18 protein-coding genes and 1 pseudogene are annotated in these 17,418 nt (G+C 67.6%); 7 read left to right on the forward strand and 12 right to left on the reverse strand.

Translation table 11 applies throughout. From position 1 onward, the window contains the following. Positions 1 to 118 precede the first annotated feature (118 nt). The 5 genes from ACZ3HV_RS37460 to trxA form a co-directional block, all read right to left on the reverse strand. Complete coding sequence (locus ACZ3HV_RS37460) at positions 119 to 625, reverse strand: OsmC family protein (protein ID WP_465691625.1); 507 nt, start codon at positions 623 to 625, stop codon at positions 119 to 121. A gap of 30 nt (positions 626 to 655) precedes the next feature. Then, positions 656 to 1,858 (reverse strand): NAD(P)/FAD-dependent oxidoreductase, encoded by a 1,203-nt coding sequence (locus ACZ3HV_RS37465; protein ID WP_465691627.1) that lies wholly within the window; start codon positions 1,856 to 1,858, stop codon positions 656 to 658. 192 nt (positions 1,859 to 2,050) lie between these two features. Next, on the reverse strand, positions 2,051 to 2,317 hold the full coding sequence (locus ACZ3HV_RS37470; protein WP_465691629.1) for a metal-sensitive transcriptional regulator: 267 nt from the start codon (positions 2,315 to 2,317) through the stop codon (positions 2,051 to 2,053). Continuing rightward, a complete protein-coding gene (locus ACZ3HV_RS37475; RefSeq protein WP_465691631.1) occupies positions 2,314 to 2,718 on the reverse strand; it encodes a DUF302 domain-containing protein in 405 nt (134 codons plus the stop codon). Before ACZ3HV_RS37475 ends, ACZ3HV_RS37470 begins: the two co-directional genes overlap by 4 nt. Next, positions 2,718 to 3,092, reverse strand: coding sequence for a thioredoxin (trxA, locus tag ACZ3HV_RS37480; RefSeq protein ID WP_465691633.1), 375 nt, complete (start codon positions 3,090 to 3,092; stop codon positions 2,718 to 2,720). Before trxA ends, ACZ3HV_RS37475 begins: the two co-directional genes overlap by 1 nt. 358 nt (positions 3,093 to 3,450) lie before the next feature. Between trxA and ACZ3HV_RS37485 the strand changes: the two genes are divergently transcribed. The 6 genes from ACZ3HV_RS37485 to ACZ3HV_RS37510 all read left to right on the forward strand — a co-directional run bounded on the left by ACZ3HV_RS37485 (position 3,451) and on the right by ACZ3HV_RS37510 (position 8,563). Then, a complete protein-coding gene (locus ACZ3HV_RS37485; RefSeq protein ID WP_465691635.1) occupies positions 3,451 to 3,783 on the forward strand; it encodes a rhodanese-like domain-containing protein in 333 nt (110 codons plus the stop codon). Between the two features lie 32 nt (positions 3,784 to 3,815). After that, entirely contained in the window at positions 3,816 to 5,234 is a 1,419-nt protein-coding gene (locus ACZ3HV_RS37490; RefSeq protein WP_465691637.1) for a rhodanese-like domain-containing protein, read from the forward strand. Continuing rightward, on the forward strand, positions 5,231 to 6,052 hold the full coding sequence (locus tag ACZ3HV_RS37495) for a sulfite exporter TauE/SafE family protein (RefSeq protein ID WP_465691639.1): 822 nt from the start codon (positions 5,231 to 5,233) through the stop codon (positions 6,050 to 6,052). Before ACZ3HV_RS37490 ends, ACZ3HV_RS37495 begins: the two co-directional genes overlap by 4 nt. A 445-nt stretch (positions 6,053 to 6,497) precedes the next feature. Then, positions 6,498 to 7,040, forward strand: a complete 543-nt coding sequence (locus ACZ3HV_RS37500) for a rhodanese-like domain-containing protein (protein WP_465691843.1) — start codon at positions 6,498 to 6,500, stop codon at positions 7,038 to 7,040. A gap of 531 nt (positions 7,041 to 7,571) precedes the next feature. Next, the gene (locus ACZ3HV_RS37505; RefSeq protein WP_465691641.1) at positions 7,572 to 8,309 is read left to right on the forward strand and encodes a hypothetical protein; all 738 of its coding nucleotides are present in this window, start codon (positions 7,572 to 7,574) and stop codon (positions 8,307 to 8,309) included. 128 nt (positions 8,310 to 8,437) lie between these two features. Beyond that, on the forward strand, positions 8,438 to 8,563 hold the full coding sequence (locus ACZ3HV_RS37510) for a hypothetical protein (protein ID WP_465691643.1): 126 nt from the start codon (positions 8,438 to 8,440) through the stop codon (positions 8,561 to 8,563). Here ACZ3HV_RS37510 and ACZ3HV_RS37515 read toward each other — a convergent pair. The 7 genes and pseudogenes from ACZ3HV_RS37515 to ACZ3HV_RS37545 form a co-directional block, all read right to left on the reverse strand. Further along, positions 8,547 to 11,726 carry an AfsR/SARP family transcriptional regulator gene (locus tag ACZ3HV_RS37515; protein WP_465691645.1) on the reverse strand — a complete coding sequence of 1,060 codons (3,180 nt, stop codon included), beginning with the start codon at positions 11,724 to 11,726 and terminating at the stop codon, positions 8,547 to 8,549. The two genes, ACZ3HV_RS37510 and ACZ3HV_RS37515, sit on opposite strands and share 17 nt — an antisense overlap. 24 nt (positions 11,727 to 11,750) lie before the next feature. Continuing rightward, positions 11,751 to 12,263, reverse strand: a complete 513-nt coding sequence (locus tag ACZ3HV_RS37520) for a DUF3159 domain-containing protein (protein ID WP_465691647.1) — start codon at positions 12,261 to 12,263, stop codon at positions 11,751 to 11,753. Between the two features lie 227 nt (positions 12,264 to 12,490). Beyond that, on the reverse strand, positions 12,491 to 12,832 hold the full coding sequence (locus ACZ3HV_RS37525; protein ID WP_465691649.1) for an amidohydrolase family protein: 342 nt from the start codon (positions 12,830 to 12,832) through the stop codon (positions 12,491 to 12,493). Positions 12,833 to 12,986: 154 nt separating this feature from the next. Further along, positions 12,987 to 13,310 (reverse strand): amidohydrolase family protein, encoded by a 324-nt coding sequence (locus ACZ3HV_RS37530; RefSeq protein ID WP_465691651.1) that lies wholly within the window; start codon positions 13,308 to 13,310, stop codon positions 12,987 to 12,989. Beyond that, positions 13,306 to 13,728, reverse strand: a pseudogene (locus tag ACZ3HV_RS37535) (amidohydrolase family protein); the annotation flags it as partial. The pseudogene ACZ3HV_RS37535 and the gene ACZ3HV_RS37530, both read right to left, overlap by 5 nt. An 80-nt stretch (positions 13,729 to 13,808) precedes the next feature. Beyond that, the gene (locus ACZ3HV_RS37540; protein ID WP_465691653.1) at positions 13,809 to 15,266 is read right to left on the reverse strand and encodes an MFS transporter; all 1,458 of its coding nucleotides are present in this window, start codon (positions 15,264 to 15,266) and stop codon (positions 13,809 to 13,811) included. A gap of 107 nt (positions 15,267 to 15,373) precedes the next feature. After that, positions 15,374 to 15,604, reverse strand: coding sequence for a cation transporter (locus ACZ3HV_RS37545; RefSeq protein WP_465691655.1), 231 nt, complete (start codon positions 15,602 to 15,604; stop codon positions 15,374 to 15,376). Between the two features lie 826 nt (positions 15,605 to 16,430). Here ACZ3HV_RS37545 and ACZ3HV_RS37550 point away from each other — a divergent pair. Continuing rightward, on the forward strand, positions 16,431 to 17,417 hold the full coding sequence (locus ACZ3HV_RS37550) for a multicopper oxidase family protein (RefSeq protein ID WP_465691657.1): 987 nt from the start codon (positions 16,431 to 16,433) through the stop codon (positions 17,415 to 17,417). Position 17,418: the final 1 nt, after the last annotated feature.

The raw sequence follows: 17,418 nt of genomic DNA on the forward strand, positions 1-17,418 counted from the left end.
GACGACGCGATGTTCCACGTCCGGGCCCTGAAGCTGTCGCGGCCCGAACGAGGTCCTGAGCCGCAAAACTGCCGGGGCACAATGTGATGTCTCAAGACATCGGCATAGCCCCGAACCCTCATGTGGGTTCAGGGTGGCGGCCAACCGGTTGGTCCTGGTCCTGCGGTCCTCCCGTGTCCGCCAAGGTGATTTCGACCCTCGGCGGTGTGGTCAGCGAGTTGTGCACCGTGCAGTGGCTGGCGACCGCGAGCAGAGCGTCGCGGCGAGTGGCGGGTAGGTCGGCCGGAACGTCGATGCTGATTTCGATCTCGTCGACCCGTGGTGGCTTGGCCGCGATGTGCCATGACGCCCGGACGGACAGGCCGGCGGGGTCGATGTGATGGCGTGCGAGATAGCGGTGCGCGTAGAACGCGACGCACGACGCAACGCTTGCCACGAACAGCTCGGTAGGCGTCGGGCCGTAGTCCTCGCCGCCGGCGTCCTGCGGCTGATCGACGGTGACCACGTGACCACGCGTTTCGATGTCGAAGCGGTCTCCGCCGCGGTGGCGCACACAGACGGCCGGTGTCGACGATCGCCGTACGGTCGCGGCGGGTGCTCCTGCGGCGCTCGTGGAGTTCGACATGGGACCAAGCCTCCTCAGGGACGGTGCCGCTCAGGGCAGTTGTACGTAGCCGTGCCGCATCTTCCACAGGAAGTACTTCTCGAAGCCGAGCTTCATGAGGTGGGCCTGCGGTCCCGGGATGAGGACGCCGTGCTTGCGCGGCGGGAGCATCTTGTCGGCGAGGATGATCACGCCGTTGTTGCCGGCGTCCATCACGCAGACGGCCTTGATGTCACCGAACGCCTTGGTGTTGGTCGGCTTCTCGCCTCGGATCTGCGCGGCGATGTTGGCCGCGGCGGTGTGTGCCATCACCTCGGTCGGGAAGCCGGTCTTGGGGATCCCGACGGGTGTCGGGGTCTGCCAGGGAGCGTCGACTGCGGCGGCCACACCGACTGCGTAGACGTCGTCGTACTTCTCGCTCTGGTAGGTGTCCCGCACGACGACGTAGCCCTTCTCGTCGACCAGCCCGTTCGACTCGTTGAGGAATTGCTGCCCGAGGAAGGGTGGGATGACCATTCCGAAGGTGAAGGGCAGGTTCTCGCCGTCGGCCAGCACCAGCGCACCCTGGTCGATGTGGTCGATGCCGACCGAGATACGCGTGTCGATGCCCTCTTTCTTGAGGAACATGCCGAGGAGTTGCTCGCCGTGGGGCAGGCCGCCGATGCCGAAGTGTCCGAGGAAGGGTTCTGCCGTGACGTAGGTGAGTTTGACCTGCTTGTGCAACCCGGCCTTCCGCAGCTGGTGTGCGGTGTTGAACAGGAACTCGTAGGCGGCGCCGAAGCAGCCCGCCCCTTGGGTGGCCGCGACGACGACGTCACCGGGATCGTCCAGGAACCGGCGCCAGGCGACGGCGGTGCGCTGGGCCTCGGGGAGCGTGGTGATGGTGTTGGCGTTCTCCTTGAACCCGGGAACGACGTCGTCCTTGTTGCGGTAGCCGGTGGCGATGACCAGGTAGTCGTAGCCGAGCTCCCGGCCGTCGTCGCTCGTGACCTTCTTCGCGACCGGGTCGACTTTCGTGGCCGCCGCGTGGATGAACTCGATGCCGTGCGACTCCAGGGTCGGTGCGACCGGGAAGGTGATGTCGGCGCTGTCCCGCTTACCGAACGGTAGCCAGATCAGGCTGGGATTGAACAGGAACTGGTCGCTGGCCGACACCACCGTCACGTCGACATCCCCGTCCAGCTCGTGCCGGACGGCCAACGCGGCGGTCAGCCCTCCGAAATTGGCGCCCAGTACCAGGACCTTCTTGCGCATCTCCAGCCTCCTCGATCGAACTCTCTTTGAGGCAGGTATACCCAGGGAGGTATCACCGCCATCAGGGTCCTGTGGCCCCTCATGGCGGGCCAGAGGTCATGGCCAGCGGTCGGCTGGGGCGAGGCCGTCCGATGACCGTCGGCGGTGCGCTGGTCTGGCGGCGACGAGCCCTGACTCTGGGCCCTGACCACCTCACGCCAGGGAGAGGAAGAGCTTCTCCATCTTCTTCGTGTCGATGCCGTCCGGTCCGTCACCCTCCACGATGCATTGGCGCAGGCCGCTGGCCACGATCGCGAATCCGGCGCGGTCGAGTGCGCGGGAGACGGCGGCGAGCTGGGTGACCACGTCCTCACAGTCGCGGCCTGCCTCGAGCATCCGCAGCACCCCGGCGAGCTGGCCTTGGGCGCGCTTGATCCGGTTGACGATGGGGGTCATCTCGGTCGGGTCGAGTGCGGTCATCTGCGCTCCTCGGTGAGGGCCGCAAGCGCGGCGGTGAGGCGGTCCTTGGCGTCTCGGGCCACGCTGTGCAACTGCGGAGCGTCGGACAGCCCCATCATCGCGTCAGGGTCGAGAGCTTCGACGACGGTGGTCTCCTCGTCCACGGATCGGACGACAACGTTGCAGGGCAGCACTGCGGCGATCGACGGCTCGACCTGCAGCGCCTGGTAAGCCAGCGGCGGCCGGCAGGCGCCGAGAATTACCTGCGGGGGTACGTCGACGTCGAGCTTGGCCGCGAGTGTGGCCTTGAGGTCGATCTCGGTGAGGATCCCGAATCCCTGGGCGTCGAGGGCCGCACGGATCGCTTCGACGGTCTCGTCGTACGGCCGCTCGACGGTCGTCGCGAGCGTATAGCCGGGCATCAGGCGCTCCTCGCGCCCTGCTCGTCAGCCGCATCCGCCCGCGCCTTCTCGATGTCCAGGTCACGCACCGCCGCGATGACCTGCTCGAGCGCCTGGGCCGGCAGTGCGCCAGGCTGGGAGAAGACCAGCGAGCCGTCCTTGAAGGCCATCAGGGTGGGGATCGACGTGATCCCGGCGGCCGCGGCCAGCGCCTGCTCCGCCTCGGTGTCGACCTTGCCGAACACGATGTCGTCGTGCGCGGCCGCGGCCTTGTCGTAGATGGGCGCGAACATGCGGCACGGGCCGCACCAGGATGCCCAGAAGTCCACCAGGACGATCTCGTTGTCGAGGATCGTCTGCTCGAAGTCGGCTCTGCTGAGGTTCACGGTGGTCACGGGTACTCCTTCTGCGACGGCGGGAACCGTCTCACTTGACGATACCCCGGTGGGTGTTACCCACATTAGCGCAGATACCCCCACCCGTATTCCCGGCAGCGATGTGGCAGCGGCCGGTTTCAGCGGGAAAGAGGCCGACACCAAAGGGTCGGTCGCGATCGACCCCCGTCCTCGACCAGCGCATCCACATTGAGGCGTACGCACGGACCGCTCTGGCCGGCTGCACGGTTCAGTGCCACGCCGACGGCAGTCAGACCGATGTTTGCGAATACCCCAGGGGGTGTTATCGTCGGGTTCATTGGATACCCCATGGGGTATCGACTTGATCAGTTGGACAACGAGCGAAAGGACCTGCCCGATGCGGGTGACCATCCCCGAGATCGATGTCGACCAGCTCTCCGAAGCCGTCAGAGCCGGCGCTGCGATCATCGACGTCCGCGAGCCGAGCGAGTACGTCGTCGGCCACGTCCCGGGAGCTGTTCTCATCCCGATGGGCGAGCTGCCCAGCCGCCTGGCCGAACTCGATCGGTACGCCGCGGTGTATGTCGTGTGCGCGTCGGGCAACCGCAGCCGCACCATGACCGACTTCCTCCGCAGGGCCGGCTTCGAGGCCTACTCGGTGACCGGCGGCACGGGCGGCTGGATCCGTTCGCGTCGCGCCGTCGTCACCGGCAACGAACCCCGCGCCTGAACCCAAACCCTGACACAACCCTTGGAACAGACATGACTGAAGCCATCGACCGGACACATTCGGCCAACTCTGCCGGCATCACGGTGATCTCCCTCGAGACACCGACACTGGGCGACCGCAGCTATCTGGTGCACGACGGCGAACAGGCCTTCGTGGTGGACCCCCAGCGTGACATCGACCGGGTGATCGCGTTGCTCGAACGGCACCGCCTGCGGCTGACCCACGTGTTCGAGTCCCACATCCACAACGACTATGTCACCGGAGGTCTGGCCTTGGCTCGGCGAACCGGTGCGGCGTACCTGGTCAACGCCAGGGACAAGGTGTCCTTCGAGCGCACGCCGATCCGGGACGGTGAGGTCGTCGAGATCGGTCCACGGATGCGAGTCACCGCGATCGCCACACCGGGACACACCTTCACCCACCTGTCGTACACACTCACCGACGCGGCCAGCAACGCGCAAGTAGCCGTCTTCTCCGGCGGATCCTTGCTGTACGGCGCCACAGGTCGCCCCGACCTGCTCGGTCCTGACCACACCGACGACCTGGTTCGTGCACAGCACGCCTCGGCCCACAAGCTCGCCGCTCTGCTGCCCGACACAGCCGAGGTGTTCCCGACCCATGGCTTCGGATCGTTCTGCTCCGCAACCCAGTCCGAGGCATCGTCGTCGACGATCGGACAGGAGAGGCAGACCAATCCGGTGCTCATCCAGGACGAGGAGACCTACGTCCGCGAGTTGCTCGCCGGACTCAGCGCCTACCCCGCCTATTACGCACACATGGCACCGGCCAACACCGCAGGCCCGGCCGAGCCGGACCTCTCGACGCCGACCAGGGCAGAACCCGCCGAGCTGCGGCGACGGATCGATGCCGGGGAATGGGTCGTGGACCTGCGCACCCGCACCCTGTTCGCAGCCGGGCATGTGCCCGGCTCGCTGAACTTCGGGCTCGACGGCGCCTTCGCCACCTACCTGGGCTGGCTGATCGAATGGGGCACCCCCCTCACCCTCCTCGGCGAGACGGCCAAAGACGTGGCCGAGGCCCAGCGTGAGCTGGTCCGGATCGGCATCGACCGGCCGGCAGCGCACGCCACCGGCAAGCCCGAGGACTGGGTCGCCGGCACCGGACGCCGCGTCGCGGCGTTCCCGATCGCGACCTTCGCCGACCTTGCCCAGGTCCGCCACCACCGAGACGTCACCGTGCTCGACGTGCGCCGCAGCGACGAATTCGCGGACTCCCGGATCGAAGGGGCGCTCAACATCCCGATTCACGAGCTGCCCAGCCGGCTGTCCGAGATCCCCGGCGGCGAGGTCTGGGTGCACTGCGCCGGCGGCTACCGCGCATCGGTCGCCGCATCGCTGCTCGACGCCTTCGGGCACTCCCTGGTCGCGATCGACGACTCCTTCGACAACGCCAAGCCCGCAGGTCTGCCGCTGGCGGGCACGAAAGCGTGACACTGGCGATCGCAGCCGTAGCGGGCGCGCTCATCGGGCTCAGCCTTGGCGCGCTCGGCGGCGGCGGGTCCGTCCTCGCCGTCCCTGTCCTCGTCTACGTCCTCGGGCAGTCCCCGGCACAGGCGACAACGGGGTCGCTCGTCATCGTCGGCCTCACCGCCATGGTCGGAGCCGTCACCGCCTACCGCTCCGGCACCGCGCTACTGGCAAGGGGCCTGACGTTCGGCGTGGCCGCCATCGGCGGCGCCGCGGCCGGCGCGAAAGCCTCCAGCCTGATCCCAGGGCCCGTACTCCTGGCCGCCTTCGCCGCGTTGCTCCTCGTGATCGCCACAGTGCTGGTCGTACGCCAGACCCGGACTCGTCATGGCCTACCGGGCGAACACCGGTCCGCGCACGTCGACAACCCGATCATCACGTTCTCGCCCAGGTTCGCCTGCCAATGCCCGCAAGCACTCAAGGTGCTCGTCACTGCCACCGCCGTCGGCATGCTGACAGGCTTCCTCGGAGTCGGCGGCGGCTTCCTCGTGGTCCCAGCCCTGATGCTCGCGCTCAAGCTGCCGATGGAGTATGCCGCCGGAACCTCGCTAGTCGTCATCACCATCACCTCGGCGTCGGCGCTGGCGGTCCGAGCCGGCACCGGCACCCAACCGGACTGGAGCCTGGTTGCGGTGCTCACCGCAGTGGCAGTCCTGGGCGGCTGGACCGGCGCCCGGCTGACGGCGCGCCTCGACACCACCAAACTCCAGACAGCGTTCACGGTGCTGCTCGTGCTGGTCGCCGGCTACACCGCCTGGCAGGCCGTGCCCGCACTCATCTGACCCCCACCCACTGTCCAGCACAACCCGACCATCCGAAGGAGAACCACCATGTGCAGAACAGTCACCTGCAAAACGTGCGGCAAGACGACCTGGGCCGGATGCGGTCAACACGTCAAGCAGGTCATGGCAGGCGTCGCCGCCTCCCGTCGATGCTCCGGCCACGCCGCCGAGCCGACCGGCCGAACCGGCTGGTTTGACAAGCTGCTCGGCCGCGGCTGAGCCGCAGGGCTGCGGTCATCCGGCGTCGCTAGCCTGCGTCGGCACACCGGCCGGGATCACGTGTCCGACCTGCTCGCCGGATACGGCGCCCGGCTCCTGTTCACCGGAGGCCGGCGCCCGGCACTGACGTCATGCCCATTTACTCAATCCAAACTCTTCTTGCGAGGCAGTCATTTCCACCACCGAACCGTCATCGAGACCGACCGAAAAGCTGACTCCCGCCCTCCTGCGCGAGCTACTGCGCGGCAAGGGCGCCCCGCGGCTGCTGGACGTGCGGACCCCGGGCGAGTTCCATACCGCGCACATCCCGGGTTCGTACAACGTCCCGCTCGACACCCTGCGCGAGCACCGCACGGAGTTGCGGCAGCACCTCGACGAACAGGTCGTGCTGATCTGCCGCTCCGGCAACCGGGCCGGCCAGGCCCAGCAGGCCCTCGCCGAAGCGGGCCTGCCGAATCTACGCGTACTCGCCGGCGGCATGCTCGCCTGGGAAGCCGCGCAATGCCCGGTGATGCACGGCAAGCCCCGCTGGGACCTCGAACGCCAAGTGCGCCTGGCGGCCGGGACCACCGTGCTGGTCAGCGGGCTGGCCGGTCTTGTGGTTCCCGGCGCGCACCTGGTCGGCACCGCCCTCGGTGCCGGGCTCGCATTCGCCGCAGTCACCAACACCTGCGCATTGGGCATGCTGCTGTCCAAACTCCCTTACAACAGAGGCCCGAAAGCGGACATCAAGGCCGTGATCGGCACCTTGGCCGCTGACCGGGCCTGAACCCGTGTGATCGCTTGGCTGCCAGTCGGCCAAGCGATCACACAGTTGCGCGGAGCGCCCTCATGGAGGGCAATCATCAGGCCGAGAGAGCCGCCTGACGCGCCGTCGTCGTCGGCGGGCCTGATCGGATCTCTCGGCAGCGCATAACACCGATGCCAACAGCGCGGAGGACACGCCACGCCTATGCCAGGAGGGCGTGGATCAGAAGCCTCGAGGAGGCAGCGCGACGACCATGAGCCACTCCGGCCGGAGGGACCAGTCCTCATTTCAGGGAATTGCCAACTGGATCCGCCTACCGTGTCCCGTTGCGGGACCGGCTTGCGAGACGACGTTGCTCCCTACAACAGCAAGGCCTGCCGGCCCGCGTCCAGGCGATCAGCCGGCGTTGGTGGTGCTCTTCTCCGCATTGGAGCGCGGGTGTTGTTCCCGTCTCGGCGGGGGACGAGCTGGCACGATCGAGGCAACTTCTCGAGGGAGGAACCATCGTGGCCGACAACGAGAACTCCATCGCCCGTGCAAGCATGGGCCACGATGACCGGCCGTGAGGAGACGCCAGCCAGTCCGTCGCCGTCCGAAAGCACGAGCTCTCGCGCCGCCTTGCGTTTCGGGTCCTCGATCGCGTTTGGCACGGCCGGCCTTACGGTCGTCGCCTTCGCCTTGGCGTTGACGGCTCGTCCGAACGACGTCCCCTATCCGTTCGCGAGCGATGTGATCGCCGAGCAATGGCCGGGAGACTACCTGTGGATGTACCCGGCCATGCTGGTGATGCTCCTCTTCGTCGCGTTGCTCGCGTCGGTTCACGAGTACGCCGCTCCGAGGCGGAAGATCTTCAGCTTGCTCGGGGTGTGCCTCGCGATCATCGCTGCCGCGGTGCTTCTGATCGACTACTTCATCCAAGTCACGGTGATGCAACCGAGTCTCGAGAAGGGCCAGCTCGACGGCTGGGCGATCCTCACGCAGTACAACCCGAACGGCGTCTTTATCGCTCTCGAGGAGCTCGGATACTTACTGATGAGCCTCGCCCTCGCCTGTGTCGCTCCGGTCTTCATGCAGGGGAGCAAGATCGAGCGCACGATCCGCTGGCTGTTCGTTGGGAGCTTCGCGGCCGTGGTCGTCGCGCTCGTCGCCGTTTCGGCAGCGCGCGGAATCGATCGCGGAGATCTCTTCGAGATCATCGTGATCTCCATCGTCTGGTTGACGCTCATCGTCGGCGGGCCGCTCGTCGCGGTCGTGCTCCGGCGTGCGGCTGCCTGCTCCCAAAGCGCGTGACGCGCGGGCTGGGACCGCATCTTCGTTGCCAGTCCCCGGTTCTGAAGCTACGTAGCGCACGCGGGCGTGACCTGTCATCCACGGCGGACGGCGTATCGAAGCGCATAACGGCAGTCGGCGCTGCCGCGATGGAGCAGATCGTTCCGCGGATCTCGGACGCCGAGGTCGGCATGGGGTCCGGCAAACGCTGCAGCGGTCTGCGCAACCTGACCGCGAGTCCTGGCGGCCCGGTCCGGATCACAGACGGTCGGTAGCGACTGTATTGCGTTCGTGTGGCGGCGCGGGCCTGGCGGAGTTTTGGCGGAGTTGTGTTGCCTCCGCGAGTAGCTTCTCAGCTCTGGCCGGCTCACCTTCCCGGGACTGTAGCCGGGCGAGTCCCTCGAGCGCGGTCGCTGTGAGGCCAGGCTCGCCGACGCGCCGTCCGGCGTTGAGTACATTTTCGTAGCGCTCGTGCGCGGACGCAGCATTCCCTTCGGCCTCGTCGCAGCGGGCTAGACCTGCCAGCGCGAGTCCTTCGGGTACCGGCGTACCGAGTGTTCGGAACCCGAGTTCGGCCTCCTGGAATCGGGCACGCGCCTCGGCCCAGTCAGCGCGGACCTGGGCGAGAAGCCCGTAGCCGTAGCCTGCCAGGATCGTCCCGGCGCCGTCGCCGATGTGCTCGGACGCGGCAGCAGCCTGGTCGAAGAGGTTCTGGGCGGCGTCGACATCACCCAGGTGGAGCCGCGCGATACCGAGGTCGGCGAGGGCCCATTGGACTGTGTTGTAGAGCCCGGCGCCGTTGGCGACGTCGATGGCCTCCTCCAGCACGCGCGCTCCGTCCTGATAGCGCCCGAACTGTCGCAGTCCCCAGCCGAGGTGGTACAGGATCGCCGAAAGGCCCCACGGGTCGTCGAGCTGCCTGAAGGCGGCGGCTGTCGCGTGGCCTATCGGTGCGGCAGTCTCCTCGTCACCGCTCTTCAGTGCAGTCTCCGTGCGCACGAAGCCGATCACGGCCTCACCCCAGAGATCGCCGTCCTGAGAGAACTGTTCCTGCGCCTCGCGGAGCAACTGGTCGGACCGTTCGCGATTCGCGCCGGTGACGCCCTCGACAGCGAGCAGCACCCGCGACAAGGCGGCGCGCGATGCGTCGCCAACCTGCTCGAAGATAGCAAGGCTCTCCTGCGCTGTTTGCGCGCACAGTGGACTCGGGTGCACCAGGCAGGCACGGGGACGTTCGACCAGCGAGACCGCCTGGAGCGCCCGAGCCCGCGCGGCGGGCGTGCCGCGGTCAGATGCGAGCAGCCGGGCCAGCACCTCGCGACCTTCGAGATGCCGCCCCAGGTGCCAGAACAGACCCAGTGCGCCCGCCATGTCGAGTGCGGAGTCCACATCTCCGGACTGGCCGAGCCACGCGAGGGCTGCCCGGATGTTTGGCTGGTCGTCACGCAGCCGTTGGAGAGCGGCGCGCTGACCAGGTCCGCGGAGCGCCATCTCCGCCTCCTGCGCAAAGTCGCCGTAGTACAGCGCGTGACGCCGCTCCAACGTCTGGCGATCTCCCCCGGCAGCCCCCAGACGTTCAGCGGCGTACTGCCGCAGCGTCTCCAGCATCCTGTACCGCGTCGTCGGCCCAGGCTCGGCAACGACCATGGACCTCTCGACCAGCCGGCCCATCGTGTCGAGGACTTCCCCAACCGGCATTGTGTCGTCGCTGACGACAGCCTCGGCCGCGGACAGCGTCCAGCCGCCGTGGAAGACCGACAGCCGACAGAACGCACGCTGCTCGGGCTCACTGAGCAGCGCGTAGCTCCAGTCGACAGTTGCCCTCAGCGTCTGTTGCCGGGCCTCGGCGGTACGCGCGCCGGAGGTCAGAAGCGAGAACCGCTGGTCGAGTCGGTCCGAGATCTCTGCGGCCGACATCGAGGCCGTCCGTGCTGCGGCGAGTTCGAGGGCAAGCGGGATGCCGTCGAGTGCACGGGCGATGCGACCGATCGCGAGTAGGTCGTCGGCACCGAATACGGCCCCTGGTCGCACGGCGCGCGCACGCTCGACGAAAAGTTGGGACGCCGGGTACGCGAGGATGCGCGACGCGGTCGTCCCCTCCGGCGCCGTCTCGAGCGGTCCGACGGCCACCTGGACCTCGTCTGGTACGGCAAGAGCTTCGCGACTCGTGGCGAGCACGGTGATCTCGGGGCAGCGACCGAGGACTTCGTCGATGAGCTCAGCGGCCGCGTCGATGACGTGTTCACAGTTGTCGACGAGCAACAGCATCCGACGACGTGCCAGGTAGGCGATCAGCCGTTCGTGGACGTCCCTGTCCGCCGCCGCGCCGTCCAGCGGTACGCCGAGAGCGTCGGCTGCGGCGAGTGGGACTTGGTCGGGTGTGCTGACAGAGCCCAAACGCACGCCGATCGCACCGTCTGGGAATGAGTTGGCTGTGCGCACAGCGGTTGCCAGCGCCAGTGAAGTCTTGCCTGCTCCACCGGGTCCGATCAGGGATATCAGTCGTACGCCACCCAGAAGCTGGGTCAGTGCGTCGAGTTGGGCATCGCGGCCGATCAGAGGCCGTACGACGGCCGGCAGGTTCGTCGGGGCAGCACGGTCGTCGTGTGCGCGGCGTCGCTGGACCGGCGTGGCGATGGGCGCCGGTGGAGAGATTTCAGGTTGTGCGCCCAGCGACTCGTCTTGGCGGAGCACACGCTCATGCAAGGAACGAAGGGATACCGACGGTTCGAGACCGAGTTCGTCGTCGAGAGTCTCGCGTGTCCGGGTGTAGACGTCGAGCGCGTCGGCCTGCCGGCCGCTGCGGTACAGCGCCACCATCAGCAAGCCGGCCAAGGATTCCAGGTTCGGGTCGTTGGCGACGAGCGGTTCGAGGTCGGCGGCAACCTCATGATTCCGACCGAGCACGAGGGCGATCTGCGCTCGTTCGGTGAGAGCGGCCAGCCTGAGCTCGGTGAGGCGCGCCGCCTCAGCCAGGGCCCAGTGCTGTGTGTTGAAGTCCGAGAGCGGTTCTGCTCGCCACAGTGCCAGCGCGTCGTCGTAGGCCTGAAGATGGTCGACGTCGTCGTCGGAGCCGGCGGCGTTGGCGTTCGCACGCGTGGTCCGGATGCGGGCGTCGAAGTCGACGGCGTCCACAACCGCAGGGTCGACGTTGGCGCGGTAACCAACACCTTCCCGAGTCACGACTTCGGGAATGCCGATGCCCTTGAGGGCGCGTCGCAGCTTGGACACCCGGATCTGCAGGGCGTTCATCGGGTCCATCGGAAGCGCTGATTCGGACCACAGACGGTCGATCAGCAGGGTGGCCGGGATGGTGCGGCCGGGCGAGAGGAGCAGCTGCGCCAGCAGTGCGCGCTCGGCGGCACCGGGTAGGGTCACTGCCCGCCCGCCGACGGTGATCTCCATGGGGCCGAGCAGCCCGAAACGCACGTCGTTCACATCGCTTCCCTCCCCCCGTTCTGATCATCCTTCCTGACTGTCCGGGGCGCGGCAACGGTGCGAGCCGGCACGCCGAGCGACTGCGAGGGTGAGTGCAACCGCAGGTACGGTCACCGGCCAACCAAGAAGCAGCTTGCTCAAGGCCAACACCTCAGGCTGGTCGACTTCGTAGAAGAACGTCTGTGCGGCGGCGCGCGCCGCGAAGATCACGGACCAACCCAGCGTCGCAACAGCGAAGGCTTTGCGTAACCTCCGATTCTCACGCCAGCTTCGGCAGAGCTTGAACCCGAAGGGATAGATGTAGCCGACCATCGGCCGCCCCAGCAGGACGCTGGCGAAGAACGCGATTCCATAGCCGGCGTCGACATAGATACCGGGCAGGAAGAAGTCGCGCGCCTGTCCCCTCCAGGCCGCGAAGAGGATCGCGACGGCCAGGCCGGCGAGGCCCGCAGGGCACCCATCAGCGGCTCTCCTCGTGCGACGCGCCGCGTCACGAGACCCAGGCCAGTCGTCGTCGCGGCCACGATCGCCAACCATAGAGCGTGGCTTTCGGTCACAAGGCCGGCCAAGGCGTTGATGGCCACGAAGACAACAGGTGGCAGAGCACCGTCGACGAGGCCGCGCCTGCCTCCCAACGCCGCAACGAACGGTGTTTGCGCGGCGCGCGGCGGTGGGCACACCGCGTCAGGATTGGTCATGAGTTCTCCTGGATTGTCCGTACATCGGGTCAAGCGGCTTCGGGGTGTGCCCGCGGCGACCGGCTCTCAACCGTGCGTGTTGTCCACCACGACGTCGCCGTTGCGTACGACCAAGCGCAGGCTCTTGTCGTGGAGGGTCAGGATCTCGAGATCCTCGAGCGGGTTGCCATCGACCAGCAACAGGTCGGCCAGGGCTCCCGGTGCGATGACGCCGAGCTCTCCGCGACGCCAGAGAAGATCGGCGTTGATCACGGTGGCGGAACGCAGTACATCGAGCGGCGACTGCACCTGGGCGCGCAGGAGCAGCTCGCGGCTCTGCGCGGGATGCGTCTCACCGAGCAGGTCGGTGCCGAAGCCGACCCGGACACCGGCGTCGGGGGGCGATGCGGATCGCCCGTTGGCCGGCACGACGGACCTCGTCGAGTTTCGCGAGGCTTGCTGCCGGGAACTCCCACTGTCGGCCAAGCTCGGCGATCTGCTCGTAGACCACGAGCGTCGGCACGAGGAACGTGCCGTGTTCGGCCATGAAGGCCGCGGAAGCCTGGTCGAGCAGGTTGCCGTGCTAGATCGAGCGCACCCCGGCCTCGACCGCCTGGACGATCGCATCGGGCACGTAGGCGTGGGCGAACGCGTACGTACGTCGTGACGCCGCCTCCTGGACCGCGGCGCGAATCTCGTCTGCGGTGTACTGCACCATGTCGACTGGGTCCGACGCGGTCGCAACGCCTCCTCCGGCCATCACCTTGATCTGGTGAGCACCGTTCTTGAGCTCCTCGCGCACAGCACGGCGTCCGGCCATCGGCGATGTGGGCGAACTGGGTGCTTTCGATGTGGCAGGCACACAGGTGCGGCTCGTTGCTCGGCGGGTGCGTGTCGCCGTGACCACCGGTCTGACTCAGAACGCGGCCGGACCGAAAGACGCGTGGCCCCTGCACAAGCCCGGCGTCGAGCGATTCCTGCAGACCGCGGTCCAGGCCACCGGCATCACGCACGGTGGTGAAGCCCCGTTGCAGCATCCCTTCCAGGACGTTCTTGGCCTCGATCCCGAGTCGGGTCGGCGGTCGATGGGCGAGCGCCCCGAGGTCGAGCGTTGTCAGCCCGGCGTGGACGTGGGCGTCGATCAGGCCGGGCATCAGGGTCAGGCCGTCGGCGTCGATGCGGGCTACGGTGGCGTCGGTGGTCAGCGTGCGGTTCACGGCGACGTCGACGATCCGGTCGCCCTCGACCCGCACCGAGAAACCCTCATGGCGGGCGCCGGTGTCGAGGTCGAGCAACGCCGCGTTGGTCAGCAGCAGATTGGTCATGGGAGCCTCCTCGAGGCAGGTTTCTGTCCGTTTGCTTGCCGGATCGGCTCGGCGACGATGCCGAGCCGACCCGGCAGATCTCAGTGGCCGGCGACCGTGGCAGACCGGTCGTCCGCCGACGCTGGGGATTGCGGCTTGGGAGACTTCAGCCACGCGGCAGCGAGCAGTGCGCCTACGGCAGCGATCGCCGCGGCGCCGATGAGCCCGGCCGAGAACCCGTTGGTCAGCTCGGCGACGTCAGTGGCTTGGTCAGCACCGAAGGCGGCGGCGACTGCGGTCATCCCGGCCAGGCCCAACGCCGAGCCCACTTGATAGTTGGTGTTCACGATCCCTGCGGCGAGACCGCCCTCCTCGGGTGCGGCGGCCGACAGCGCCATGCCCAGGGACGGAATGAACGCCATCGCCATCCCAGCCGCCGTGACCAGCGTCGCCGGTAGCACATCGACCACAAAGCTGCCGTCGGCACTGACGAACGACAGCCAGACGAGCCCTGCCGCCAACGTGGCCAGCCCGGCCACGGTCATGGTCTTCGGGCCGAAGCGGCCGATGAGCTTCGGCGCGGCCGTGATCATCCCGACCATGATGGTGATGGTGAGCGGAAGCAGCGCCGCTCCGCTGGCGAAGGCGCCGAGCCCCAGCACCTGCTGCAGGTAGAGGTTGACGAAGAAGAACATCGGAATCCACGCGGCGCCGAGCAGGAACTGGGCAGCGTTCGACGCGGCCAGGTTCGGCGCCTTGAAGATCCCGAGCCGCACCAACGGGCGCCGCTGACGGGCTTGGAGCGTGACGAACAGCCCCAGCAGGGCGACCCCACCGAGACCGGCCAGCACCGTTGTACCGGAGGTCCAGCCCGACTCCGGTGCGCGGACGACGGCGAACACGATCGCCGCGACGCCCGCTGTGACCGTCGCCGCGCCGGCCAGATCAACCGACCCGCGCTGGGTCATGCCCGCCGGCATGGCCGACCGACGAAGCAGCAGGACCACGACCGCGAGCGGCACGTTGATGAAGAAGACCCACGGCCAACTGGCGTACTGCGTCAGGACGCCGCCAAGAAAGACTCCGGCGGTGCCACCCGCCGGAGCGGCCGCGCCATACAGGGCGAGCGCCTTGGTCAGCTCCTTGGGAGTCGCTCCGAAGATCGTGAAAAGCAGAGTCAGCGCGGCCGGCGCGATGAGCGCGGATCCAGCGCCCTGGACCGCTCGCCCTGTGAGCTCGACTGGGGCGTTGCCCGCGAAACCGGCCACCAGCGAGCCGACCGCGAGGATCGCCCAGCCCAACCCGAAGATCCGGCGCGCACCGAGCAGGTCGGACAGGCGTCCGCCGAGCAGCAACAACCCGCCGAAGGCAACGACGTACGCGTTGAAGACCCAGCTGAGGTCCTGCGGCGAGAACCCGAGGTCGTCCTGCAGCCGCGGCAGGGCCACCCCGATGATCGACGTGTCCATGATGACCATGAACTGAGCCGCGGCGATAAGCCCCAACGCCAGCCAACGCCGACTACGCGGCCTCACCGCAGATGGTGTGGTGGAAGACATGATGTGCCCTTCTTTCGTGACGATCAGCCGACGATGGCTGTGCGGAGGAGCGTCACGAACGGCACTGTCTTCGCGCTGTCCCGGTCCTGTCGACGCCGATCGGTGCGTCACGGATCAACCGCTGGCGCTGGGTCATCAAGAAGCCGTGCCGCGTAGGTGGATCCGGCGAACGCGGCGAGGACGTCGCCAACGGCCATCGTGCCGCCGAGTCGAACCTGGGAGCGGCTCACGTCGGCGACGACGGTCTCCACGCCGGGAACGTCGCGAAGCCGTGCCGTGACCTCTCGTACGCAGCGGCGGCACCCCATGCCGCCGACGAACAAGCTCAGGTGCCGCATGGTGTGCACACCTTCCAACGGAGGGTCTTGTTGACCACCCCAGCGTGCGATCCAGGTCTGTCTGATCGCTGTCCGCAACCTCCAGCCACAGCGTCCAGCCACCCGGCGCACGGTGCGACCGACTGCCGGCACTGCTTGCGCTGGGTCTGACCAGCTACGCCCGGCTTGCCGACCTGGCCGTTCATGACGCGTACTACGCCCGTGCCATCGGACGGATCCGGAGTTACTACTTCACGATCGCCCCGAAGGCCACGTACTACTGGCCGCTGCCTGCCGGCGATGACCCGCATGCAGTTATGCCGTCGGCGTGTTCACCGGCTTCCTGTTCGACCGGAACGGCGCTGGCGCCGATTCTGCCGAGCCGAGCAGACGTTCGTCCTGCCCGACGGCAGCCAGACGTCACCAGCGAGCACGGTAGCCGCTGCCACCTCGGCGACAGTCCTGTCCCCTCTGCCCGCCTGGACCTGTCCGGGGGCTGCAGGCGCGGACAGCGCCCGGACAGTGCGCGGCAAGGCCGGCGCTCGAGCATCGAGACACAGCGAACCAGCAGGGACAGACCAAACCACGAGTGACGAAGGATGTGGACGAGATGGCGGCTCCACGGATCATCGAGCAAGACTTCGGAGTCTGGTCCGGGCAGATTCACCCCCACAACGGCTATTACTCCGGCGCACAGCATCAGTCACAGCGGGCGACCCACGAGCAACTGCAACGGTGGGCCACAGAACTGACAACGCCAGGAAGATCTCGGCGGGATACGACCGAGGCCATGCGCACCTGGCTGGGCTGATGGTCGGGTCCGGGTACGACTAGGAAGGCAGTGATCATGCAACATGAGGCTCATCCCGAAACGCCCAGCTCTCAGAAGGCGTTTCCCACCGACCCCTCCGGACTGCCGGAGGCCACCAGGCCCGAGCTGCTTGAGATAACCGACGGTGAGGCGTTCGACCTACACGTCGGTCCGGTCGCCAAGCGCCTGGGCGACTCCACCGTGCGGATGCTGGGATACAACGGTTCCATCCCGGGCCCCACACTCAAGGTCCAGCAGGGCTCAGAGGTCGTCGTCAACGTCACCAACAGCGGGGACCTGGACACGACCGTGCACTGGCACGGGCTGCGACTGGACAACAAGTACGACGGCGTCCCGCACGAGACCCAGCTCCCGATCCCGGTCGATGGCAGCTTCACCTATCGCATCCGCTTCCCCGACCCAGGCCTGTACTGGTACCACCCGCACATCCGCGAGGACTACGGCCAAGAGATGGGCCTCTACGGCAACATCGTCGTGGTGCCGGCAGAGCCGCACTACTGGCCGCTCGCCGACCGGGACATTGTCCTCACCCTGGACGACGTCCTACTGGAAGACGGCAAGATCGCCTCCTTCAGCCCGTCGGAGACAACCCACACGGCTATGGGCCGGTTCGGCAACACGCCGCTGATTGGCGGCGAGCCCAACCTGGCGCTGACCGCCAGGGTCGGCGAAGTCGTACGGCTGTGGCTGACCAACACCGCCAACACCCGGGTGTTCAACGTCCAGCTGCCAGGCGCGCGTATGAAGCTCGTTGGCGGAGACAGCGGCCGCTACGAACACGAGGAACTGGTCACCGAGGTGCTGCTTGCGCCCTCGGAGCGCGCCGTGGTCGACGTCCTGTTCGACCAGCCAGGCCAGCTACAGCTGCAACACCGCACCCCCGACCGGACCTACCGACTCGCCTCTGTCACGGTGGCGGCCGAACCGGCCGAACCGGCAGCGGACGCGTCGTCGAGGTCGCGGTCCGTCGTCACTTCGGCCACCTCTCTCGGCAGCCGGTAGC

Source organism: Kribbella sp. NPDC020701 (assembly GCF_055562215.1).